Here is a 21,056-nt window from a genome sequence, read left to right on the forward strand (position 1 = left end):
AACCGGCCTTGCCGTCGACCGTTCCAGGAGGCAGCCGTGCCAGGGATGTTGGAGAAGATCAAGCAGTTCAGCAGGAGCCCTCAGGGGCGTCGTGCGGTGGAGCAGGTGCGCCGCGCCTCCGCCGACCCGCGCCGCCGGGCCCAGGCCCAGCGGCTGCTGGGCAGGCTGCGGGGCCGGCGCTGACCCGCGGACCGGACGCGCCGCCGGGATGACGCCGTATCAGGGGCCGGTGGCCGCCCGCACGAGCCGGGCGGCCACCGGCCCCTGACGCGCGGGACGCGGACACCCGTGCACCCGGTTGCACGTGTGCCCGGTCAACCGTGCGCCCCGGCGGGCGGCGTGCCGCCCGACGTCCGCAGCTTCCGGGCAGCCCCCGGGCAGCCCCCGGGCAGCCCCCGGGCAGCCCCGGCCCCGCCCGGCCGGGCGTGACGGCCGGGGAGGCGGGTACCCGAGGTCTCACGGCGGGCGGGCGCGGCCCGACGACGCCCCGCACAGCACGAGCGGTGGGCGTCACCGCTCCCGGACCCGCCCGCCGTCTCCGCCGTCTCCGCTGGATCCATCCGCGGCCGTCCACACCCGCGCTCACCCGTCCCTTGGGGGAACAACATGCCGGTACGCCCATGGCCTTCAGTGCCGGAGCCCCTCGGCGGACGCGTCCTGGCGGGCCGTTACCGGGTGGACGCCCCGCTCGGGCGGGGCGGCGCCGCCGACGTCCACGAGGCGTTCGACCTGCGGCTCGGGCGCCCGGTGGCGGTGAAACTGCTCAGGGGCGGCGAGGAACAGGCGGAGAAACGGTTCAGCGATGAGGCGCTGCTGCTGGCCCGGCTCCACCACCCCGGACTCGTCACCGTCTACGACGTCGGGCGCGACGAGAACCTGCCCTTCCTCGTCATGCAGCTCGTCCGGGGCTCCACCCTGCGCGCCCGTATCGCCGCCGGACCGCTGACCCCCGCCGCCGTGTGCGCCCTCGGCGCGGACCTGGCGACGGCGCTCGCGCACGTCCACGCCGCCGGAGTGGTGCACCGCGACGTCAAGCCGTCCAACATCCTCCTCGACGAGCAGGACGCCCCGCACCTGACCGACTTCGGCATCTCCCGGCGGATCGACGACAGCGCCCGCACCGCGACCGGAGTCCTGGTGGGCACGGCGGCGTACCTGGCCCCCGAACAGGTCACCGGCGACGGGACGGGCCCCGCCGCGGACGTGTACGCGCTCGGGCTGACGCTGCTGGAGTGCCTCAAGGGCGAACTGGAGTACCCCGGTGTCCCCTTGGAGGCGGCGATGGCCCGCCTCCACCGACGGCCGGCCGTCCCCGACGGACTCGACGGGGAACTGACCGGTCTGGCCGGTCTGCTGGAGGCCATGACCGCCTTCGACACCTGTGGCCGCCCCGACGCCCTCACGTGCGCCCGGGAGTTGACGGCCCTGGAGGCGGCCGCGACACCCGCCGGGCGCCCGTCGGGGCAGCACCGGGGCGGCCGGCGGGTGGGGGAGCGCGCCGCCACCGCGTTCCGCTCCCGCTTCGGCCGGACCGCGCGGGCGACCGGCGCCGGACACCGGGGACCCGCCGCCCGGCGGCCGGGCCGGCGCACGCCGGCGACCGCGGGCGCCGCGCTGCTCGCCGCCCTGCTGGGCGTCTCCCTCTCCGGATCCGCCGCCGTGGGCGAGCTGCCCGACCGCGACGCCGACGCCGGCGCCGGTACCGACAGCGCCGCGGCGGCCCGCGAGCCCGTCCAGCCCGTTCCGGCCGTGCAGCCCGTCCCGGCCGTCCAGCCCGTCCAGCCCGTCCCGGCCGTTCCGGCGAGCCGTACCTCCGCGCCACCGGACGGCGAACGGGCCGACGACGGCGCGTCGGAACCGGCACCGGGAACCCGCCGGGCCGCCGCTGACCGGGCACCGGACCCGCGAACGCCGGATACCCGGACGCCGGGCCCCCGGACGCCGGGCCATGGCACGTCGACTCCCCGGACGTCGGGCCATGGCACGTCGACTCCCCGGACGTCGGGCCACGGAACGCCGGCTCCCCGGACGTCGGGCCACCGCGCGTCGGCTCCCCGCGCGTCAGCGACCCGGGCGTCGGGTCCCGCCCCCGCACACGCCGCCCGGACACCGGCCGAGGCGGAGAAGGGCCGCCCCGCCGACGGGGTCGAGAGGTCCCGCGGACAGGTCCCCCGGCAAGGGCACGGCCAGGGCCGGTGAGCAGGCCCTGCCGTCGTGACACCCCACCCGTGCACGACCGCCGCCGGGGGAGGAGCGTGGTGCACGGGGAGGCGTGGCGGATTCGTGTACAACCCGTCACGAGGTTGCGCGGGCCGCACCGAGTGCGAGACGGTTGTCGAAGGTCAACAGTTTCGAGCTGTAGAGAGGGGGTGGGGTGCGCACCATGCGTTCCCCTGCTTGTGATTCCTTCGCCTGGCCCCCCTGCCCGTCCGCACGGCGGCGCCGCGAGCGTCGGCGCGTCGTGGAATAGCGCTCCCTATCCGGTCCTCGTCGTGGACCGCGACGGGGGCGTCGTCGAGATCAACGAAGCCGCACGCACCCTCTTCCCCGACGCGTCCGGGGGCGACTGGTTCGAGCGGACCGCGCCGCGCTGGCTGTCCGACGCGCACCACCGCCTCGGCCGGTCCGGGACGGACGCCCGGTCCCCACGCCCCGCGTCCGGCGCGATCACCGGGCGCACCTTCCAGGCCCATCCCACCCCCAGCCCCGGCGAACACGGCGACGTGGTGTGGTGGCTGGTGGAGGACACCGACCTCCGGCACACCGAGCAGGCCCTCAAGGACTCCCAGGAACGGGCCGCCGTCCTCGCCGAGGTCTCCAGCGCCCTCCTGTCGTCCCTGAACGTCGACCACTGTCTCGAGGTGACCGCCCGTATGGCCGCCCGTCACATCGCGGACGCCGCCGTCATCGTCGCCCCGGCTCAGGGACGCCACCACCCGCTGACGTACGCCGAGAGCGGCGGCCCCGTCACCCAGACCATGCGGCTGATCGACACCGGGGAGGTGCCGGGACTGACCGAGGCGATCCAGGGGTTCCCGCCCGTCCCGGCCCGCTGGATCAGCCCCGACGACATCCCCGACTGGGCGATCCCGCCCGGCTTCACCGGTCCCATCGGCTCCGTCATCGTCACCCCGCTGCCCGGGCACGGCGTGCCGGCCGGCGCGCTGGTCCTGCTGCGGTCCAGCAGCCAACGGGCGTTCGACGGGGGCGAGGAGGTCTTCGCGCGCCTGTTCGCGGCCCGCGCGGGAGCCGCCCTCTCCGCGGCCCGCCTCTACGCCGAGCAGTCCGCCATCACCGCGGTGCTGATGCGCGAACTGCTCCCGCCGACGCTGCGGCACGTCAACGGAGTGGGCTACGCCGGCCGCTACCGCGCCGCACGCGACCACGAACGCGTCGGCGGCGACTTCTACGACGTCCACCCCGGCACGGACCCCTCCCAGGAGACGTTCGTCGTCCTGGGCGACGTCGCCGGCAAGGGCCTGGAGGCCGCCGTGCTCACCGGCAAGATCCGCAGCGTCCTCCAGGCGCTGCTGCCGCTCTCCGGCGACCACCAGCAGGTCCTCACCCTGCTCAACGACGCCCTGCTGAACTCCCACCACACCCGGTTCGCCACCCTGGTCCTCGCCTCCGCCCGGCGCCGCGCCGGACAGGTCCACCTCCGCCTGACCAGCGCCGGCCACCTGCCGCCGCTGATCGTGCGACGGCACGGACAGGTGGAGGAGGCCGACACCTCCGGACAGCTGATCGGCGCCATCCCCCGGGCACGCGCCCGCACCGCACGCGCCGTACTGGCCCCCGGCGAGACGTGCCTGCTCTACACCGACGGCATCACCGAGGCCCGCGGCGGCCCCCTCGGCGACCAGCTCTACGGCGAGCGCCGGCTGCGCGAGGCGCTCGCCGCCTGCGCGCGGATGCCCGCGGAAGCCGTGGTCGAACGCGTACAGATGCTCGTCGCCCAGTGGCTGGGCCCGGGCCGGCACGACGACATGGCCACCCTCGCCATCACCAACCCGACGAGCGGCCGCGGGCCGCTCCACCTCGTCGACGGACACACCCGGACGGCCGCCGCACCCGGCGGGAGCGGAAAGGACGGCGCATGACAGGTGGCCGAACGGCCGACCACCAGGTGTCCCGGCTGCGGGACCGGCTGTGGGCGGCGGCTCTGGACGCCGACGAGACAGGCGCGATCGACGTGGTGAGCGCGGCCGCGCGGGACGGGTGGCCCGCCGAGACCCTGCTCCTCGACGTCATCGCGGCCGTACAGCGGCGCGTGGGCGAGGAATGGGCGGCCGGCCGGATCACCGTGGCCGACGAACACGTCGCCACCGCCATCAACGACCGCGCCGTGGCCGCGCTCGCCCGCCTCCCGTCGCCGCGGCCGGGGAAGAGACCCCGGGTGACGGTGGCGTGCGTGGACGGGGAGTGGCACGCCCTGCCGGCCCGCCTGGTGGCGGAGACCCTCAGGGGCCGCGGCTGGCACGTGGACTTCCTCGGCGCGCACGTACCGACGCCCCACCTGATCGCCCATCTGCACGCCACCGGACCCGAGGCCGTCCTGCTGTCGGCGTCGATCCCCACCCACCTGCCCACCGCCCACGCCGCGCTGACCGCCTGTCAGTCGACAGGGGTACCCGTCCTGGTGGGCGGTGCCGCGTTCGGCCCCGACGGCCGTCAGGCCCGCGCCGTGCGCGCCGACGCCTGGGCACGGGACGCCAGGGACGCGGCCGACCTGCTCGACGCCGGCATCGGGGCACGGCAGGCCTCCGTGCCCCGGCAGCAGATCGACGACCTGCCCCATCTGGCCGACCAGGAGTACACGTTCGTCACCCGCAACCGGTCGTCCCTGGTCAAGCAAGTGCTGCACGACCTGGAGGAGCGGTACCCGGCCATGCGGTCGTACACCCCCGCCCAGCACGAGCGCACCGCCGAGGACCTCTGCCACATCCTCGACTTCCTCGCCACCGCGCTGTACTTCGACGATCCGGACATCTTCGGCAGGTTCGTCGCCTGGACGGCCGGCATCCTCACCGTGCGCCGGGTGCCCGCCGACGCGCTGCGGCTCGGCCTGACCGTGCTCGCCGGACACCTGCACGACTTCCCGCGCGCCCAGAGTGTCCTGAAGGAGACGGCCGCCACCCTCGACCACCCGCCCTCTCCCTCGGTCCCCGGCACAGGAACACCCGCATGAGCACGCACCCCTCCGTCCACGTCACCACGCGGGTCTCCCGCCCGGGAGCCCTCACCGTGGCGATCGGCGGTGAACTCGACTACGACACCAGCGGCTTCTTTCTCGCCCTGGTGACGAGCGCCCTCGACGAGCACGCCCGGGAGCACGGGGCCGCACCGCGTGACCTGCACCTGGACTGCGCGGCGCTGACCGTGCTCGACTCCATGGGGCTGTCCGCGCTGCTCATGCTCCGCCGGCGCACCCGTCCGGCGGGGATCGCCCTGCACCTAGACAACCGGCCCGCCCACCTCGTGCGCATGCTGGACGTCACCGGCACCGCAGACCACCTCACCGGCCGGTCCTGCGACTCCTCAACGCCGCTCACCGGGCGGCACGCCGACGAGCCGGGCACCGCTCCCGCGACCTGACCCGGCGGCCGCGGCCCCCCGGGTCAGGACGCGGCGGACGACGGCCGGAAGCACGCGGTGACCGTCTTGCCGTGCGGGCAGGGACGGGTCTCCCAGCTGTCGGCCAGCGCGTCGACGAGCAGCATGCCGCGCCCGCCGACGCTCTCCGTGCTGGGCGCACGCGGCGTCGGCAGGTCGGCCGACGCGTCGTGGACGGAGATGTGCAGGCAGCGGCTGTCCCAGGCCAGGACCAGCTGAGCGCTGCTGCGCGCGTGCCGGTGGGCGTTGGTGACCAGCTCGGAGACGGTGAGCAGGACGGCGTCCACCGTCTCCGGGTCGCTGCTGCTCCAGCCCAGGGTGTCGAGATGCCGGCGGGCCCAGTCTCGGGCCTCCTTGACGGTACTGTTCATCGGCAGTGTGCGGGCCCAGCCCACGGCCCGTACCGCTGATCCGTCCACGGTGTTCCCCTTCCCGATCGGTGCCGTCGAGGCAGCGTCCGCCGTCCGCCGCCGAGGCAGCGTCTACCCCCCGGAAGCGGGGTGAAGCCGTACGACCCGGCCGCAAAGGGGCGGCCGGTGGTGCCCCGGGGAGCGCACGCACGGCCCACGCACGCACCCCGCACCCCGCACACCGGCGGGCACCGGCCGGCCGGCGGACCACGTGTCCCCTCAGCCGAGCTCGGCGCCCCGCGCGGCCGCCTCCTTCTCGGTGTCGGCGCCGGCCGTCACCAGGGAGCCGCTGCTGCTCTCGAGGTGGGCCCGGACGAACCACTGGAACTGCTCCAGGTCCCGCAGCTGCTCGATCAGCAGGTCCTCGGTCGCGGGGTCGATCTCGCCGACCTCCTTGATCGCCTCCCGGACGCCCTCGATGAGGCCCGTGTAGACGACGTCCAGGGCGCCGAGGTGCGCGATCGCGCCGTCCCGGCCGATGGAGTAGTCCTCCCAGGTCCGCTCCTTCACCAGGGCGCCGGGCGTGCCCTGGGCGACCCCGCCCAGCGCGGCGATGCGCTCCGCCACGTCGTCCGCCATGTCGCGGACGCGGTCCACCTGCGGGTCGACCATCTCGTGCACGGCGATGAAGTGGGGGCCCACCACGTTCCAGTGCACGTGCTTCAGCGTGAGGTGCAGGTCGTTCAGGGCGTGCAGGCGCAGCCGCAGCACGCCGATGAGACGGCCGGCCGCCTCCCGCTCGATGCCCGGGACGGTGTACTTGGGGGTCAGGTTCTTCGCCATCGGCGCAGCTCCTTCACGGTCGTATGCGGTCGCTGCCCGGATGCCCCGTCCGCTCGCCGGCAGACCTGTGACGCGCGTCCCGTGCCGGCCCGGACGACGTGCCGTCCCCCCGGGCGGGCCCGCACCAGGCAGGAGGGCACCGCCGACTCGCTGTCGTGACCGCGCGTCCGGAACCCGTCGAGGCGCGGGCGGCCGGAGAGGGCGGCCCGGACGGCGGCGACGCGTTCGGGAAGGTGACCCCGGTGACTTGGCCCTCGTCCCGAACGCCGTCGCCGGCGTCGTGCGTCCTCAGGCGGGCCCGCGAGGTCCGCGGCGCGCGCCGAACGGGACGCGCCGAAGTCCGGCGCGCCGGCGACACAGTGGGCGGGCGGCGGGCGGAGTGCGGCAGGCAGAGACGGGCAGGCAGGGAGGACGCCCCCGAAGACGGCGGCAAGGCCGCGAGTAAGGTGAAGGAGTGATGAGGGGAGCACCGGTGAGAGCGGCGCGCAGCCTGGCGACGCTGGACGAGGTCGAGAGCGGCGACCACCTCTGTCAGCTCTTGGAGCCCGCCGACAACGTCGTCGAACGCAGCCGTGCCTTCGTGGCCGACGGGGCGCTCTTCGGCGACAAGGTCGTGATCGTCGGCACCGGCGGCGGACCCGCCCGGCAACTCTCCGACGCGCCCGCCCCCGTGGTGCTCGATCCGGCCGTGCTGGACGGCTCGCTGCTGGCCGCGGTGCGCCGCGAGGCCGCGAGCGCCGGACGCGAGGGCTACCGGGCCCTGCGGATCCTGCGCCATGTGACGGCCGGCCACGACGGCGCCCGGCCGGACTCCATGCTCCAGAGCGAGCTGGACCTGGAGGAGTTCGCCGCCGACAGCGGAGCCATGGTGCTGTGCACCTACCGGCCGGCCGACTGGGACCCTCCCACGCTCGACCAGGTCACCTGCGTGCACCCGCACCACGTGGGCAGTCGGCCCGCAGCACCCGAGTTCCGGGTGTACCGCACCGGAGAGGGTCACTGGACGGTGAACGGAGTGATCGACTCCGACGGTGCCGCGGCGTTCGGCGCGGTGCTGCGCAGCCTGCTCGCCCACGCCACGGCCGTACGGCTGGTCTGCCACGACCTGGAGTTCTTCGACGCGGCGGGCATGAGTGCGCTCGCCGACGCCGCCAGGTGCCTGCCCGACCGCGTGGTGATCCTCGAGGGGGCCAACGACATAGTGCGGCGGTGCTGGGAGCTCTCCGGTTTCGCCGCGCCCGAGGTACCGGTGGTGATCGCGCCATGACCGACCGGTCTTCGCAGGACACCGCCGCTCCGGCCGCCGGGTACCGGCACGAGCTGTACCCGTACCGGGGCCGCGACGAGTTCCTGGACGGCACGCTCGGCTTCATCCAGGAAGCGCTCGACGGCGACGAGGCGGTGGTCGTGGCCGTCCCCCACGAGAAGGTGTCGCTGCTGCGCGCCGAACTCCCCGAACTGCCGACCGTCCGCTTCGTCGACACCGGATCCGTCGCCCACCACCCCGGACGCCTCATCGACGCCTGGCAGCGGTGGATCCGGGAGCACGCCGCGGACGGCCGTCCCGTCCGGGGCATCGGCGAGTCCCCCTGGGACGACGCGCGCAGCCGCGCCGAGATCCAGGAACTCCACTACCACGAGTGGCTGCTCAACAAGGCCTTCGCCGACAGCCCCGCCTGGTGGCTGCTGTGCCCCTACGACACCGACGGCCTCCACGCCGACCTCAAGACGATGTCGCGCTGCCACCCCGAGGTGCGCAGGAACGGCCGCTCGCAGCCCTACGACGGCTTCGACCCGGAGGCGGCCTACCCGTTCGAGTCGCTGGCCCCGCCCTGCGACCCGTACGACGAACTGCGCTACGGCCAGGGCGACATGGCCGCGGTACGGGCCAAGATCGCCGAATGCGCCGGCCGGCTCGGTCTGGACGCGACGCGGCTGCGGGAGCTGCACGTCGCCGCCACGGAGATCGCCGCGAACAGCGTCCAGCACGGCGGCGGCGAGGGCGCGCTGCGGACCTGGGCCGACGCCGACCGCATGATCTGCGAGTTCCACGACCGCGGGTACATCGCCGACCCCCTCGCGGGGCGGACCAGACCCCGTGGCGCCCAGGCCGGCGGCCGCGGGCTGTGGCTGGCCCACCAGTTGTGCGATCTCGTCGAGATCCGCTCCACCCCCGACGACGGCACGACCGTCCGCCTGCACACCGCCCTGCGCGTCTGAGGCCCACGGGCCCCCGCCACGGCCGGGCGGAGCACCGGCGGGACGTGCGCGGCGGGCCCCGCGGGCCGGTCCGCCGGACCGGCGGAGAGGGCGGGCGAGGAGCGCGCGGTCCGGCGGGGACCGAGCGGGTCCGGCGGGATCAAGCGAGTACGGACAACTGGCAAGTTGGGCATAGCCATTGTCACCCGTGTGCACAAGAATGAGGGGAGAGAGATCAACACCGGCCCGAACGGGTAAGCGGTGTCGAGTCCCCGTTCCCGGAAAGGCCACGCAATGCCGCTCGCCCACGATCAGGTCCCGTCCCTCCACTCCGGCGCCGTCGACGCCCGGGGCGCCGCCTGCGCGCTCCAGCGCCGCCGCGAACCCGCCCGCCCCGCGGGGCGGTTCCTCGCTCCCCGCACCCCACCGGACCGCCAGCCCGGAGGCGTCGCCGGCCGGCCGGCCGTGACCCGCGCCTTCACGGCGGACGCCCCCGGCCCGTACCCGGTGCGTTCCTCGGCCTCGCTCCGCACGCCCGAGGCGGAGGTCATGCGGGTGCTCTCCGACACCCGCACCGCCGTGTTCGCGACCGAGTACGCGAGCGGACGCCGGCGGTACAGCTACTGGCGGCCGGTCGACTCCGACACCGGCCGCGGCGGCTGCTACGTCGCCCTGCCGACCGACGCGTGCGAGGAGCTGCGCGCCGCCGGCCGCATCACGCTCAGCGAGCCCGTCCGCGACCCGTCGAAGACCACCTACCGGGTCAGGTCCGCCCGTGTGTCCACGACGTCGGCGCGGGCGGCGCGCCCCCGGGACCGCGCCGCGTGAACGGGGCGTCCGTCCCCCGGCCACCGCGTCCGTCCGGATTCGCGCGGATGCGGTGACCGGCTGTTCTACAGTGCTGCCGTCCGTCAGTTCCGGACATGGCCAAGGAACGGAGAGGTAGTCGCGAACATGCCGACCGAAACGTTTGAGTTCCAGGTGGAGGCCCGTCAGCTCCTTCAGCTGATGATCCACTCGATCTACTCGAACAAGGATGTCTTCCTGCGTGAGCTCGTCTCCAACGCGTCCGACGCGTTGGACAAGCTGCGCCTCGAGTCCCTGCGGGACGACACGCTGGACGCCGACGTGTCCGACCTGCACATCGAGATCGAGGCCGACGGCGACGCCCGCACGCTCACCGTGCGGGACAACGGCATCGGGATGTCGTACGACGAGGTCTCGCGTCTCATCGGCACGATCGCCAACTCGGGCACGGCCGCGTTCCTGGAGGAGCTGCGGCAGGCCGAGGACGCCGGTGCCGCGGAGGGGCTCATCGGGCAGTTCGGCGTCGGCTTCTACTCGGGTTTCATGGTGGCCGACGAGATCGTCCTGGTGACCCGGCGGGCCGGTGAGAGCCGGGGCACGCGCTGGTCGTCGCGGGGTGAGGGCACGTACACGCTGGAGACGGTCGACGAGGCCCCCCAGGGCACCGCCATCACCCTGCACCTCAAGCCGGCCGACCCCGACAACCAGCTCCACGACTACACCTCCCCGTGGAAGATCCGGGAGATCGTCAAGCGGTACTCCGACTTCATCACCTGGCCCGTCCGGCTGGTCCCCCAGCAGCGCGCCGCGGCGGACGGGGACGGCGGGGACGAGCACGGCGGCACACCGCCCGAGCCCGAGACGCTGAACTCCATGAAGGCCCTGTGGGCCCGGTCCCGCGACGAGGTGAGGGACGAGGAGTACCACGAGCTCTACAAGCACATCAGCCACGACTGGACGGACCCGCTGGAGACCGTCCGGCTCCAGGCGGAGGGCACCTTCGAGTACCAGGCCCTGCTGTTCCTCCCCGCGCACGCCCCGCACGACCTGTTCACCCAGGGCCACAAGCGGGGTCTCCAGCTGTACGTCCGGCGTGTCTTCATCATGGACGACTGCGAGGCGCTGCTGCCGCCGTACCTGCGGTTCGTCAAGGGTGTCGTGGACGCCCAGGACCTCTCGCTCAACGTCTCCCGCGAGATCCTCCAGCAGGACCGGCACATCCAGCTGATGCACCGCCGGCTGGCGAAGAAGGTCCTGTCCTCGGTCAAGGACATGATGACCGCGGCTCCCGACCGGTACGCGACGTTCTGGCGGGAGTTCGGTGCCGTCCTGAAGGAGGGACTGGTCACCGACACGGAGAACCGCGACACGCTCCTCGCCGTCTCGTCGTTCGCCACCACGCACCACGACACCGAGCCGACGACGCTCCGGCAGTACGTGGAGCGGATGGCGGACGGCCAGGACACCATCTACTACATGACCGGCGAGTCCCGCACGGGCATCGAGAACTCGCCGCACATGGAGGCCTTCCGGGCCAGGGGCATCGAGGTCCTGCTGCTCACCGACCCGGTCGACGAGGTGTGGACCGACGCGGTGGGCGAGTACGAGGGCAAGCAGCTGCGGTCCGTGGTCAAGGGCGAGATCGACCTCGACCCCGACGGGGGGACGGCGTCCGAGGAGGACCGTGAGAAGCAGGGCGAGGAGTACGCCGGCCTGCTCGACTGGATGGGGGAACGGCTCGGCGAGGAGATCAAGGAGGTACGCCTGTCCTCCCGCCTCACCGTCTCCCCGGCCTGCCTGGTCTCCGACACGCACGACCTGACCCCGGCGCTGGAGAACCTGTACCGCGCGATGGGCCAGGAGGTTCCCCGCACCCGGCGCATCCTGGAGCTGAACCCCGGCCACACCCTGGTCAAGGGGCTCAACGAGGCGTTCAGGGACGGCAAGGACCGCACCGCCCTCGCGGAGAGCGTGGAGCTCCTGCACGGCCTCGCGCTGCTGGCCGAGGGAGGCCGGCCGGCCGAGCCCGCGAGGTTCGTGCAGCTGCTGGCGGACCGCTTGGAGCGGGCGCTGTAGGACCACCGCGGCGGTGCGGACGGCGTCCCGGTGGTACGCGGCCGTCCGCACCGCCGGCGTGCGTACGTCCCGCCGTGCCGGTCCTGACGTGCCCGTTCCGACGTGCGGGCCGCGGGGGCAGGCCCCAGGGTGGTGCTCAGGGGGCGCCGCACCGGAGCCCGTGAGGAGTTCGACCATGGCGAAGGACAGTTCCCGGAAGAAGGATCCGAAGAAGGGTCCGAAGAAGGAGCCGGCCAAGGGCGACGAGGTCGCCTGGAGCAGTCACGGCAGCGAGACCACGGGCACCGTGGAGAAGAAGATCACCAAGCGGACTAAGGCCGCCGGCCGCACGGTGGACGCGTCCCCGGAGGAGCCCCAGTACGAGGTCCGCAGCGACAGGTCCGGCCGCTCGGCCGTGCACAAGCCGTCCGCGCTCAAGAAGAAGAAGTGAGGCCCGGTGCCGTCCGACGACGACCGGCGTGAGATCTGGGACCACTTCCGGGAACTGGTCAACATGACGCCGTCCGAGCTGGAGAAGTGGCTGGCCTCCGACGCGTCGCAGCAGGCGGGGCAGCACAAGGACGGCGGCGAGTCCACCGGCCACGCCTCGGGCCGCAGGATCGTCGCCATCCTCCGCAAGAAGAAGGGCGATCTGTCCGACGAGGACTACGCCCACATGCGCAAGGTGATCGGTTACATCCGGCGGCACTCGGCACAGCGGCCGTCGGGGGACGTCGAGGACTCGCGCTGGCGGCATTCGCTGATGAACTGGGGGCACGACCCGCTGGCCGAGGGGGCGTGACGGGACGACGCGATGCCCGCCGCACTGCTCAGGGCAGCGGTGTGCCGCCGGTGGCGTTGAGGATCTCCGCGGTGACGAAGCTCGCGTCCTGGGAGGCGAGGTAGACGTAGGCGGGCGCCAGCTCGGCCGGCTGCGCGGGCCGGCCCAGCGGGCTCTGCTTGCCGAACTCGCTGGTGTCGGGCAGGGTCGCCGGGATCAGCGGTGTCCACACCGGTCCCGGCGCGACCGCGTTCACGCGGATGCCCCGGTCGGCGACCATCTGGGCGAGTCCCTGGGTGAACGTGACGATCGCGCCCTTCGTCGTCGCGTAGTCCAGCAGGTGGGGGCTGGGCTTGTAGGCCTGCACGGAGGTGGTGTTGATGATGCTCCCGCCCGCCGGGATGTGCGGCAGGGCGAACTTCGTCAGCCAGAACATGCCGTAGAGGTTCGTCCTCATCACCCGGTCGAACTGCTCGGTCGTGATGGCCTCGATGCCGTCCGGTTGCGCCATCTGGTACGCCGCGTTGTTCACCAGGACGTCGATGGTGCCGAACTCGGCGACGGCCCGGTCGATCAGCGCCCGGCAGGCGCTCTCCTCACGGATGTCGCAGGACACGGCGACCGCCTTGCGTCCGGCGTCCTCCACCAGACGTGACGTCTCGCGCGCGTCGGCCTCCTCCGCGCCGAGGTGGGTGAAGAGCACATCGGCTCCCTCGCGGGCGAAGGCCAGCGCCACCGCCCGGCCGATTCCCGAGTCACCGCCGGTGATCACCGTCTTGCGGCCCTCCAGACGGCCGGAACCCCGGTAGGAGTCCTCGCCGTGGTCCGGCGGCGGGTCCATGGGGCCGGTCCAGCCCGGATGCGGCTGCTCCTGCTGCGGGAAGTCGGGACGCGGGTGCTGCGTGGTCGGGTCCTGTCGGGTGTTCGGCTCGTCCGTCACGTCGGCCTCCTGCCGGTCGGTGGTTCGTGCGGAGGACCGGGTTCCCCGGTCAGGACCGGGCGAACGAAGCGCGTCGGGCGAAGAAGGACTTCGGAAGAGCTTCGAATGTTTCGAAGCCCTTTACGTGGTATCTGATCTCGTATTTCCCTGTGAAAAGTGAACGCTCCGTTCGGCCGGTCGTTCCTGCCGCCTGATCAGCGGGTATAGCAGCCGCAAGCTCCTTCTCTCAGTACGAATGTTTCGAAAGCCTCGCCGAAACTGTTGACTATTGACGGGGTCAGATCAACACTTTCGACCGCGAAGCCCGCCCGTCCCGTCCTTCGAGGAGGAAGCACGGACATGAACACGTACGCCGAACGGAGAGGCGGCGGTCGCGGCCGCCGCGCGCCCCTGGTCCGGAGCGTCTGGGTCACCGCGCTGGCCGCGGTGCTCGCGCTGCTCCTGCCGAGCGCCGCGAGCGCCGACACGGTCATCACCACGAACCAGACCGGTACCGACAACGGCTACTACTACTCGTTCTGGACCGACGCGCCCGGAACGGTCTCCATGACCCTGAGTTCCGGCGGCGCCTACAGCACCCAGTGGAGCAACACGGGGAACTTCGTCGCCGGCAAGGGCTGGAGCAACGGCGGCCGCCGGAGCGTCGCCTACTCGGGCACCTTCAACCCGTCCGGCAACGCCTACCTGGCCCTCTACGGCTGGACGTCCAACCCGCTCGTGGAGTACTACATCGTCGACAACTGGGGCACCTACCGGCCCACGGGCACGTTCATGGGCACCGTCACCAGCGACGGCGGCACCTACGACATCTACCGGACGACGCGGTACAACGCCCCGTCCGTGGAGGGAACCAAGACCTTCGACCAGTACTGGAGCGTCCGGCAGTCGAAGAGGACGGGCGGCACCATCACCACCGGCAACCACTTCGACGCCTGGGCGAACGCCGGAATGACCCTGGGCAGCTTCAGCTACTACATGATCATGGCCACCGAGGGCTACCAGAGCAGCGGCAACTCCAGCATCACCGTGGGCGACGCCGGTTCGGGCGGCAGCACCGGCTGTACGGCGACGCTGTCCGCGGGGCAGCAGTGGAGTGACCGGTACAACCTCAATGTCGCGGTCTCCGGTTCCAGCAACTGGACGGTGACGATGAACGTGCCGTCTCCGGCGAAGATCCTCTCTACCTGGAACATCAGCGCGAGTTATCCCAGTGCGCAGGTGCTGACCGCCAAGCCCGACGGCAGCGGGAACAACTGGGGCGTGACCGTCCAGCACAACGGCAACTGGACCTGGCCCACGGTCTCCTGCACCGCGAGCTGACCGGCCACCACCGAGGCAGGAGGACCACTTCCCATGAACGCCGGACCGCGTCTCCCGTTACGCTCCCTGGTCACGAGGCTCGCCGTCGTCGCGACGGCCGCGGCGAGCACCCTCACCGTCCACGCCGCCCCGGCGCAGGCCGCCGCCTGTACCGGCTACGTCGGACTCACCTTCGACGACGGCCCGTCCGGCAGCACGGCGAGCCTGCTCACCGCGCTCCGGCAGAACGGGCTGCGGGCCACCATGTTCAACCAGGGCCAGTACGCCGCCGCCAACCCGTCCCTGGTCCGGGCACAGGTCGACGCGGGCATGTGGGTGGGCAACCACAGCTACACCCATCCCCACCTGACCCAGCAGAGCCGGGCGCAGATCGACTCGGAGATCTCCCGGACCCAGCAGGCCATCGCCGCGGCCGGCGGTGGCACGCCGAAGCTGTTCCGCCCGCCGTACGGCGAGACCGACGCGACGGTGCGCTCCGTCGAGGCCGCGTACGGACTGACCGAGGTCCTTTGGGACGTCGACTCGCAGGACTGGAACGGGGCCGGTACGGACGCGATCGTGTCGGCCGCCGGCCGGCTGACCGACGGCCAGGTGATCCTGATGCACGACTGGCCGGCCAACACCCTCGCGGCGATCCCGCGCATCGCACAGGGCCTGGCCGCCCGTGGCCTGTGCGCCGGGATGATCTCTCCGCAGACCGGACGGGCCGTGGCGCCGGACAGCGATTCAGGCGGCGGGGGCGGGGGGAGTACCGGCTGTACGGCGACGCTGTCCGCGGGGCAGCAGTGGAGTGACCGGTACAACCTCAATGTCGCGGTCTCCGGTTCCAGCAACTGGACGGTGACGATGAACGTGCCGTCTCCGGCGAAGATCCTCTCCACCTGGAACATCAGCGCGAGTTATCCCAGTGCGCAGGTGCTGACCGCCAAGCCCGACGGCAGCGGGAACAACTGGGGCGTGACCGTCCAGCACAACGGCAACTGGACCTGGCCCACGGTCTCCTGCAGCACCGCCTGATCCCGCGGGCCGGCCGTCGGACGACGTCCGCGCACAGCGGGCCGGAGCGGGTCACCCGTGCGGCGCAGCCTGCGCCGCACGGGGTGGGCAGCCGGACCGTGTCCAGCCGATTCCGCCCGGCGGTGCCCGCGGCCCCGGGCGGCTGCCCGACGTGCGCGGCGGGTCGCAGGGGCGGACCGTGGTGGCAGGGCGTCGGCGCGCGGGCAGGCGCCGAGGGCCCCGGTCCGCGAGCGGGAGAGGGGAGAGGGGTCGTGTCCGATGTCGAGGCCGAGCTGGCCCGTTCGATGCTCGACCTGCTGTCGCGGCGCGCGCCCGGGGCGTCCATCTGTCCGTCGGAGGCGGCCCGGGCCGTCCGGCCGGGCGACGGCGAGGACTGGCGCGCGCTCATGGAGCCCACCCGCAGGGCGGCCCGCCGCCTCGCGGCCGAGGGGCTCGTCGAGATCACGCGGGGCGGGCACGTCGTCGACCCGTCTGAGGAGGGCGGAGGGCCGTTGCGCATACGGCGCGTCCCCTGACGGGACGGACGGGGTGTCCGCACCCTCCGTCGTCCGTCCCGTCTCCGTCCCCTCTGTCGTACCGCCTTCCGTGCCGGGTGACGGCCTCGGGCGTCAGGCGGTCCCCGCGGGCGGCAGGTGGGGGAGCGTGCCGCGGCCGGAGGACCGCTGGAGTTCCCGTACCACGACGGTCGCCTCCGCCAGGGTCTCCGTGGTGACGAGGAACTGCTCGATCCCGAGGATCCGCAGCATCCGCCGCACATGCTCCGCGGGTCCCGCCAGGACGAGCGCGCCGCCCTCGGCGTCGAGGCGACGCCAGAAGCCGAGCAGGGTGCTCACGCCGCTGGAGTCCAGGGTCTCGGTGCAGGACGCGTTCAGGATCAGATAGCGGCAGCCGGCCGACAATAAGCGGTGCCCGGCCGAGGAGATCGCCGGACTGGTGTCGAAGTCGACCTCCTCGGGCAGATCGGCGATCACTACCGGTCCCTGGTCGTGGACGACCTGCAGCATCCGACCTCCTCCGCGTCGACTGACAACTCCCGCGCCCGTGCGGACGGGTCCGGTCAGGACCGACCACCCGCCCGCATTATGCGCCTACCCGGAGTGCTCCGGAGGAAGCTTGCGGCTTTCGACCCGGTTCCCCCGGGTAACGGGCCGTGACCCCGGTGGGCGACCCGGGAGCCCGCCTCACTTGCTCAGCCTATCGAATATCGATAGATTCCCATCGTTGCTCGATTGTGGGAGGGGCTATGGGAAAGCTCACGGTGCTCGCGCTGCGCGCCGTGCTCGGCGTACTGCTCGCCGGCTCGGTGTTCGTGCAAGCGGTGATGGTGCCGCTGCTGGCCGTCGATCTGGAGGGGCTCAGGGCGGACGTGGCGTACCTGCGCACCCCGCTCCTCGTCATCGTGGTGCTGGGTGTCCTCGCCCTGGAGGTCGTCCTGGTCTGCGTGTGGCGGCTGGTGACGATGGTGCGGCGCGGCACGGTGTTCTCCGACGCCGCGTTCCGCTACGTCGACGTCGTGACCGGCGCGTTCACCGCGGCCGCGCTGCTCGTGTTCGCGCTGGCGGTCGTCCTGGCGCCGGGGGAGGCCGTCGCCCCGGGCGTGGTGCTCCTCGTGTGCGGGGCGTCCCTCGCGGTCCTGGGGGTCGCGCTCATCGTGCTCGTACTGCGGATGCTGCTCGCGCAGGCCGTCGCCCGCGACGTCGAGGCGTCCCGGATGCGGGCCGAACTCGCCGAGGTGATCTGATGCCGATCGCCGTCGACATCGACGTGATGCTGGCCAAGCGCAAGATGTCCGTGGGCGAGCTGGCGGAGCGCGTCGGGATCACCCCGGCCAACCTCGCCGTACTCAAGAACGGCCGGGCCAAGGCGGTGCGCTTCACCACGCTCGCCGCGCTCTGCGAAGTGCTCGAATGCCAGCCGGGCGACCTGCTGCGCTGGGAGGCCGAGGGCGGCGCGGGCGGGTGACGCCGGGCGCGCCGCCCCGCCTGTGCCCGGCGTCCGGGCGCCGTGGTCGCCGGGTCTACGAGGGCCGCACCTCCTCGTACGCGGCGCGGGTGAAGGGTGCCGGCACGGACGGGGAGGGCGGCGGTCCGCCGCCGGCCGCGCCGGTGTCGGTACGCTCGCGGCCGCTGCCGCGCTCGTCCTCGGCCCTGTGCCACAGCTGCCACGTCGTGCACAGCAGCAAGGTCAGCAGTGCCGCCAGGATCAGCAGCTGGAACACCGTCTGCCGGGCCGATCCGCTGCCCTGGACCACCGTCAGCAGCAGTGAGGCGCCCCACAGCGCCGTCCCCGTCGCGTAGGCGGTCCTGAGCCGCCGGAGTTGACTTGCCCCACCCATCGTCGCCCCACCCATCGTCGTCCTCTCACGGAGTGCCGGTGAACCACCCCGGTACCCGCACCGAGCGGTTTCACCGCCCCGACACGGCACGACCGGTACGGAAAGAGAACGCACGAGGCAGGTGTGAAGTGCCCCGGCCGGGGCAGACGGGACGACGTCGGAGAGAAACGGGGCGGCGCTGCCTGGGGAGGTCTGCGCCGCCCCGTCACCGTGCTCCGTCGCCGTCCGTCCGTGACGTCGGACACCTTGGGCGTGAAATCACCCGCCGTGGGAAGCGGCGTCGAAGTGCGCCAGTGGGCCGATACGGGGCAAACCGCGCGCACGTCGAACAGGGCGCGTCGCACGCGGCGCGCCGCACGGACGAGGAAAGGCGCTTGGCTACCGTGGCCGACGTACTGCCCGAAGGCTCCCCGAGGCCGCACAGCCCGCGAGACCCGCACACCCCGGCGGATCTCCCGGACCACGTACGCAAGGACCTGCTCCGCAGACTGAGGCGCACCAGGCGCGCCTTCCGCGAGGATGACGTCCAGGTCGTGGAGCGCCCGCTGCTGCGCCGCGCGGTCGGCGCCTCGTCGCTCGGCAACTGCATGGAGTGGTTCGACTTCGGCGTCTACAGCTACCTCGCCGCCACCATCGGCAAGGTGTTCTTCCCCGGAGCCTCCCCGACCGCCCAGCTGATCTCCTCGTTCGCCACCTTCGCCGCGGCCTTCGTGGTGCGCCCGCTCGGCGGTCTCGTCTTCGGGCCGCTCGGCGACCGGCTCGGCCGCCAGAAGGTGCTCGCCACCACCATGATCATGATGGCTGTGGGCACCTTCGCCATCGGCCTCATCCCCAGCTACGCGACGATCGGGATCGCCGCCCCCGTCCTGCTCCTGCTCGCCCGCATGGTCCAGGGCTTCTCCACCGGCGGCGAGTACGGCGGGGCGACCACCTTCGTCGCCGAGTACTCACCCGACCGCCGCCGCGGTTTCCTCTCCAGCTGGCTCGATTTCGGCACCTTCGTGGGCTACGCCCTCGGCTCGGCCCTCGTCACCGTGCTGAACGTCGCCCTCACCGACGACCAGATGCTGGCCTGGGGCTGGCGTCTGCCGTTCCTGATCGCCGGCCCGCTGGGCGTGATCGGTCTGTACATGCGGCTGAAGCTGGAGGAGTCCCCCGCCTTCCAGCAGCAGCTCGACGCACACGAGCAGAGCCTGGCGCAGGCGTCGGCGGGCAGCGAGCTGCGCACCGTCGTCAGGAACCACTGGCGCGCCCTGCTGGTCTGCGCGGGACTCGTGCTCCTCTACAACGTCACCAACTACATGGTCACCGGGTTCCTGCCGACCTATCAGACGGAGACGCTGCACCGTTCGAGCGGCTCCGCCGACACACTGGTGCTGGTGGGCATGGTGTGGATCGTGCTGCTGATCACCTTCATCGGCCGGCTCAGCGACCGTGTCGGCCGCCGCCCGGTGTACGGTGCCGCGGCCGCCGCGATGATCGTCCTCGCCGTGCCGTCCTTCCAGCTGATCAAGGCGGACGGCACCTGGCCGCCCGTCCTCGGCGTGCTGATCCTGTCCACCCTGCTGGCCTGCTTCGCCGCGCCGAGCGCCGCCACCCTGCCGGCCCTCTTCCCGACGGCCGTCCGCTACGCCGCCATGGGCATCGGCTTCAACTTCGCCGTCGCCGCGTTCGGCGGCACCACCCCGCTGGTCACCGAGGCGCTGGTGCACGTCACCGGCGACGACATGGTGCCCGCCTACTACCTGATGGCCGCCGGCGTCATCGGCCTGGTGACGGTCCGGTTCCTCCCCGAGAGCGCCCAGGTGCCGTTGCACGGCTCGCCGCCGATGGTCGGTTCCGCGGCGGAGCGCAAGGAGCTGATCGTCACCTCCGGCCGGCTCTACGCGGCGACCCGCGCGGCCTCCGGCAGCGGCTGACCGCCCGACGGCGGACGCCTGTCGGGCGGTCAGCCGACACGTGTCACGCCGTCAGCCGGTGCTGCCCCAGGAGTGGGCGACGTCGATGACGAGGCGGTCCGCCAGGCGCAGCACCCGGAACGGCAGCCGGGCGCGCACCCCCAGTCCGAGCTGCGTGTCCCCCTCGAAGCTGCCGACGAACCTGGCGTCGCGGAACGTGTCGTAGCCGGTGAGGTCCACGCCCGGCAGGGGCTGACCCGATGTGGCGGGGTACGTCGCCTCGCCGGTCTCCGGGTCGTAGGCGGGCGCGTGCACCCGCACCTCCAGGATCGCTCCGCCGCCGACCGGGACGGGGTGGCCCGAACCGTCCTGGTAGATCTGGTCGACGTAGCCGACGGAGAAGCCCAGGCCGTCGGCGCTCGCGCCGGGGACGTCGACGACCAGCCGGTCGTAACAGTCGTGGCGGCCGGTCCGTACGTCCCGCACCGACTCCGCCGAGGAGGCGGTGAACGCCTTGTCGAGGCTGCCCCAGCCGGTGGGGCAGGCGGCGACGGCCTGCGAAGCGGCGGCCGGCGCGGCCTGCGCCGGTACGGCGGCCACACCGAGTGCGGCGGTCATGAGGGCGGCGATCGCCCCGACGGTTGTGCTGCGCACCATGATCTCCCCCGAAGAGTCCAAGTGACTGATGTCAGGTGAGACAGTCCGGGGCGTCCGATGGTTGCACGGGGCCGGGCCGGGACGGCGGCACGGGACGGTGAACGCGGGCCGGGCCGCCACGGGGACGTGTCGTGGCGGCCCGGGCCGCTATCGCGTCGGGCATGGTCAGGCCGGTCCGCCGGCGGTCTTCTTGCGGCGGGCGGCGTAGAGGCCGGTGCCGGCGAGGGCGAGGGCGGCGAGG

23 protein-coding genes are annotated in these 21,056 nt (G+C 72.9%); 17 read left to right on the forward strand and 6 right to left on the reverse strand.

Features of this window, described 5'->3' with window-relative positions; genetic code table 11:
• Window positions 1-36 precede the first annotated feature (36 nt).
• The 5 genes from ACZ3KJ_RS27280 (at window position 37) to ACZ3KJ_RS27300 (ending at window position 5,595) form a co-directional block, all read left to right on the forward strand.
• Window positions 37-183, forward strand: coding sequence for a hypothetical protein (locus ACZ3KJ_RS27280; RefSeq protein WP_389523183.1), 147 nt, complete (start codon window positions 37-39; stop codon window positions 181-183).
• A gap of 447 nt (window positions 184-630) precedes the next feature.
• Entirely contained in the window at window positions 631-2,199 is a 1,569-nt protein-coding gene (locus ACZ3KJ_RS27285) for a protein kinase domain-containing protein (RefSeq protein ID WP_467530808.1), read from the forward strand.
• A 293-nt stretch (window positions 2,200-2,492) separates the two neighbouring features.
• Complete coding sequence (locus ACZ3KJ_RS27290) at window positions 2,493-4,100, forward strand: SpoIIE family protein phosphatase (RefSeq protein WP_467530810.1); 1,608 nt, start codon at window positions 2,493-2,495, stop codon at window positions 4,098-4,100.
• Window positions 4,097-5,188, forward strand: a complete 1,092-nt coding sequence (locus ACZ3KJ_RS27295) for a cobalamin B12-binding domain-containing protein (RefSeq protein ID WP_467530812.1) — start codon at window positions 4,097-4,099, stop codon at window positions 5,186-5,188. The genes ACZ3KJ_RS27290 and ACZ3KJ_RS27295 overlap by 4 nt, the downstream gene beginning before the upstream one ends.
• A complete protein-coding gene (locus ACZ3KJ_RS27300) occupies window positions 5,185-5,595 on the forward strand; it encodes an STAS domain-containing protein (protein WP_467530813.1) in 411 nt (136 codons plus the stop codon). The genes ACZ3KJ_RS27295 and ACZ3KJ_RS27300 overlap by 4 nt, the downstream gene beginning before the upstream one ends.
• Before the next feature lie 23 nt (window positions 5,596-5,618).
• On the opposite strand, the gene ACZ3KJ_RS27305 is transcribed toward ACZ3KJ_RS27300, so the two are convergent.
• Window positions 5,619-5,984: an ATP-binding protein gene (locus ACZ3KJ_RS27305; protein ID WP_467530815.1), complete on the reverse strand. Its 366-nt coding sequence runs from the start codon at window positions 5,982-5,984 to the stop codon at window positions 5,619-5,621.
• Window positions 5,985-6,242: 258 nt separating this feature from the next.
• Window positions 6,243-6,806, reverse strand: coding sequence for a Dps family protein (locus tag ACZ3KJ_RS27310; protein ID WP_467530817.1), 564 nt, complete (start codon window positions 6,804-6,806; stop codon window positions 6,243-6,245).
• A 472-nt stretch (window positions 6,807-7,278) separates the two neighbouring features.
• Between ACZ3KJ_RS27310 and ACZ3KJ_RS27315 the strand changes: the two genes are divergently transcribed.
• The 6 genes from ACZ3KJ_RS27315 (at window position 7,279) to ACZ3KJ_RS27340 (ending at window position 12,669) form a co-directional block, all read left to right on the forward strand.
• The gene (locus ACZ3KJ_RS27315) at window positions 7,279-8,073 is read left to right on the forward strand and encodes an MEDS domain-containing protein (protein ID WP_467530846.1); all 795 of its coding nucleotides are present in this window, start codon (window positions 7,279-7,281) and stop codon (window positions 8,071-8,073) included.
• On the forward strand, window positions 8,070-9,026 hold the full coding sequence (locus ACZ3KJ_RS27320) for an anti-sigma factor RsbA family regulatory protein (protein ID WP_467530819.1): 957 nt from the start codon (window positions 8,070-8,072) through the stop codon (window positions 9,024-9,026). Before ACZ3KJ_RS27315 ends, ACZ3KJ_RS27320 begins: the two co-directional genes overlap by 4 nt.
• A gap of 273 nt (window positions 9,027-9,299) precedes the next feature.
• Complete coding sequence (locus ACZ3KJ_RS27325) at window positions 9,300-9,833, forward strand: hypothetical protein (RefSeq protein WP_467530821.1); 534 nt, start codon at window positions 9,300-9,302, stop codon at window positions 9,831-9,833.
• Window positions 9,834-9,959: 126 nt separating this feature from the next.
• Window positions 9,960-11,888 carry a molecular chaperone HtpG gene (gene htpG, locus ACZ3KJ_RS27330; RefSeq protein WP_467530823.1) on the forward strand — a complete coding sequence of 643 codons (1,929 nt, stop codon included), beginning with the start codon at window positions 9,960-9,962 and terminating at the stop codon, window positions 11,886-11,888.
• 175 nt (window positions 11,889-12,063) lie between these two features.
• Entirely contained in the window at window positions 12,064-12,318 is a 255-nt protein-coding gene (locus tag ACZ3KJ_RS27335; RefSeq protein ID WP_467530824.1) for a hypervirulence associated TUDOR domain-containing protein, read from the forward strand.
• A 6-nt stretch (window positions 12,319-12,324) separates the two neighbouring features.
• Window positions 12,325-12,669: a DUF3140 domain-containing protein gene (locus ACZ3KJ_RS27340; RefSeq protein ID WP_467530826.1), complete on the forward strand. Its 345-nt coding sequence runs from the start codon at window positions 12,325-12,327 to the stop codon at window positions 12,667-12,669.
• A gap of 28 nt (window positions 12,670-12,697) precedes the next feature.
• Here ACZ3KJ_RS27340 and ACZ3KJ_RS27345 read toward each other — a convergent pair whose 3' ends face one another.
• A complete protein-coding gene (locus ACZ3KJ_RS27345) occupies window positions 12,698-13,588 on the reverse strand; it encodes an SDR family oxidoreductase (protein WP_467530827.1) in 891 nt (296 codons plus the stop codon).
• Window positions 13,589-13,927: 339 nt separating this feature from the next.
• Between ACZ3KJ_RS27345 and ACZ3KJ_RS27350 the strand changes: the two genes are divergently transcribed.
• From ACZ3KJ_RS27350 to ACZ3KJ_RS27360, 3 genes are all read left to right on the forward strand, one after another.
• Complete coding sequence (locus ACZ3KJ_RS27350; RefSeq protein ID WP_467530828.1) at window positions 13,928-14,908, forward strand: glycoside hydrolase family 11 protein; 981 nt, start codon at window positions 13,928-13,930, stop codon at window positions 14,906-14,908.
• Between the two features lie 33 nt (window positions 14,909-14,941).
• Entirely contained in the window at window positions 14,942-15,925 is a 984-nt protein-coding gene (locus ACZ3KJ_RS27355; RefSeq protein ID WP_467530830.1) for a polysaccharide deacetylase family protein, read from the forward strand.
• A 251-nt stretch (window positions 15,926-16,176) separates the two neighbouring features.
• Window positions 16,177-16,440, forward strand: coding sequence for a DUF3253 domain-containing protein (locus tag ACZ3KJ_RS27360; RefSeq protein WP_467530831.1), 264 nt, complete (start codon window positions 16,177-16,179; stop codon window positions 16,438-16,440).
• Between the two features lie 93 nt (window positions 16,441-16,533).
• Here the strand turns inward: ACZ3KJ_RS27360 and ACZ3KJ_RS27365 are convergent, their stop codons facing one another.
• On the reverse strand, window positions 16,534-16,929 hold the full coding sequence (locus ACZ3KJ_RS27365; RefSeq protein ID WP_467530833.1) for an STAS domain-containing protein: 396 nt from the start codon (window positions 16,927-16,929) through the stop codon (window positions 16,534-16,536).
• Window positions 16,930-17,168: 239 nt separating this feature from the next.
• On the opposite strand from ACZ3KJ_RS27365, the gene ACZ3KJ_RS27370 reads away from it, so the two are divergent.
• Window positions 17,169-17,666: a DUF2975 domain-containing protein gene (locus ACZ3KJ_RS27370; RefSeq protein WP_389523131.1), complete on the forward strand. Its 498-nt coding sequence runs from the start codon at window positions 17,169-17,171 to the stop codon at window positions 17,664-17,666.
• Window positions 17,666-17,887 carry a helix-turn-helix domain-containing protein gene (locus ACZ3KJ_RS27375; RefSeq protein ID WP_401685827.1) on the forward strand — a complete coding sequence of 74 codons (222 nt, stop codon included), beginning with the start codon at window positions 17,666-17,668 and terminating at the stop codon, window positions 17,885-17,887. Before ACZ3KJ_RS27370 ends, ACZ3KJ_RS27375 begins: the two co-directional genes overlap by 1 nt.
• Before the next feature lie 55 nt (window positions 17,888-17,942).
• Here ACZ3KJ_RS27375 and ACZ3KJ_RS27380 read toward each other — a convergent pair whose 3' ends face one another.
• Window positions 17,943-18,260, reverse strand: a complete 318-nt coding sequence (locus ACZ3KJ_RS27380) for a hypothetical protein (protein ID WP_467530836.1) — start codon at window positions 18,258-18,260, stop codon at window positions 17,943-17,945.
• Window positions 18,261-18,643: 383 nt separating this feature from the next.
• Here ACZ3KJ_RS27380 and ACZ3KJ_RS27385 point away from each other — a divergent pair, with 383 nt between their 5' ends.
• Window positions 18,644-20,179, forward strand: coding sequence for an MFS transporter (locus ACZ3KJ_RS27385; RefSeq protein WP_467530848.1), 1,536 nt, complete (start codon window positions 18,644-18,646; stop codon window positions 20,177-20,179).
• A 51-nt stretch (window positions 20,180-20,230) separates the two neighbouring features.
• Here ACZ3KJ_RS27385 and ACZ3KJ_RS27390 read toward each other — a convergent pair whose 3' ends face one another.
• Complete coding sequence (locus tag ACZ3KJ_RS27390; protein WP_467530837.1) at window positions 20,231-20,815, reverse strand: AMIN-like domain-containing (lipo)protein; 585 nt, start codon at window positions 20,813-20,815, stop codon at window positions 20,231-20,233.
• Window positions 20,816-21,056 lie beyond the last annotated feature (241 nt).

This window comes from Streptomyces sp. NPDC003248, from assembly GCF_055563235.1.

Excerpts from the sequence above, each read along its gene's own strand:
- ACZ3KJ_RS27375 (WP_401685827.1), top strand. The coding sequence starts at position 17,666 with ATGCCGATCGCCGTCGACATCGACGTGATGCTGGCCAAGCGCAAGATG.
- ACZ3KJ_RS27310 (WP_467530817.1), bottom strand. The coding sequence starts at position 6,806 with ATGGCGAAGAACCTGACCCCCAAGTACACCGTCCCGGGCATCGAGCGG.
- ACZ3KJ_RS27295 (WP_467530812.1), top strand. The coding sequence starts at position 4,097 with ATGACAGGTGGCCGAACGGCCGACCACCAGGTGTCCCGGCTGCGGGAC.
- htpG (WP_467530823.1), top strand. The coding sequence starts at position 9,960 with ATGCCGACCGAAACGTTTGAGTTCCAGGTGGAGGCCCGTCAGCTCCTT.
- ACZ3KJ_RS27355 (WP_467530830.1), top strand. The coding sequence starts at position 14,942 with ATGAACGCCGGACCGCGTCTCCCGTTACGCTCCCTGGTCACGAGGCTC.
- ACZ3KJ_RS27390 (WP_467530837.1), bottom strand. The coding sequence starts at position 20,815 with ATGGTGCGCAGCACAACCGTCGGGGCGATCGCCGCCCTCATGACCGCC.
- ACZ3KJ_RS27300 (WP_467530813.1), top strand. The coding sequence starts at position 5,185 with ATGAGCACGCACCCCTCCGTCCACGTCACCACGCGGGTCTCCCGCCCG.
- ACZ3KJ_RS27350 (WP_467530828.1), top strand. The coding sequence starts at position 13,928 with ATGAACACGTACGCCGAACGGAGAGGCGGCGGTCGCGGCCGCCGCGCG.
- ACZ3KJ_RS27305 (WP_467530815.1), bottom strand. The coding sequence starts at position 5,984 with ATGAACAGTACCGTCAAGGAGGCCCGAGACTGGGCCCGCCGGCATCTC.
- ACZ3KJ_RS27365 (WP_467530833.1), bottom strand. The coding sequence starts at position 16,929 with ATGCTGCAGGTCGTCCACGACCAGGGACCGGTAGTGATCGCCGATCTG.
- ACZ3KJ_RS27335 (WP_467530824.1), top strand. The coding sequence starts at position 12,064 with ATGGCGAAGGACAGTTCCCGGAAGAAGGATCCGAAGAAGGGTCCGAAG.
- ACZ3KJ_RS27325 (WP_467530821.1), top strand. The coding sequence starts at position 9,300 with ATGCCGCTCGCCCACGATCAGGTCCCGTCCCTCCACTCCGGCGCCGTC.
- ACZ3KJ_RS27370 (WP_389523131.1), top strand. The coding sequence starts at position 17,169 with ATGGGAAAGCTCACGGTGCTCGCGCTGCGCGCCGTGCTCGGCGTACTG.
- ACZ3KJ_RS27380 (WP_467530836.1), bottom strand. The coding sequence starts at position 18,260 with ATGGGTGGGGCAAGTCAACTCCGGCGGCTCAGGACCGCCTACGCGACG.
- ACZ3KJ_RS27320 (WP_467530819.1), top strand. The coding sequence starts at position 8,070 with ATGACCGACCGGTCTTCGCAGGACACCGCCGCTCCGGCCGCCGGGTAC.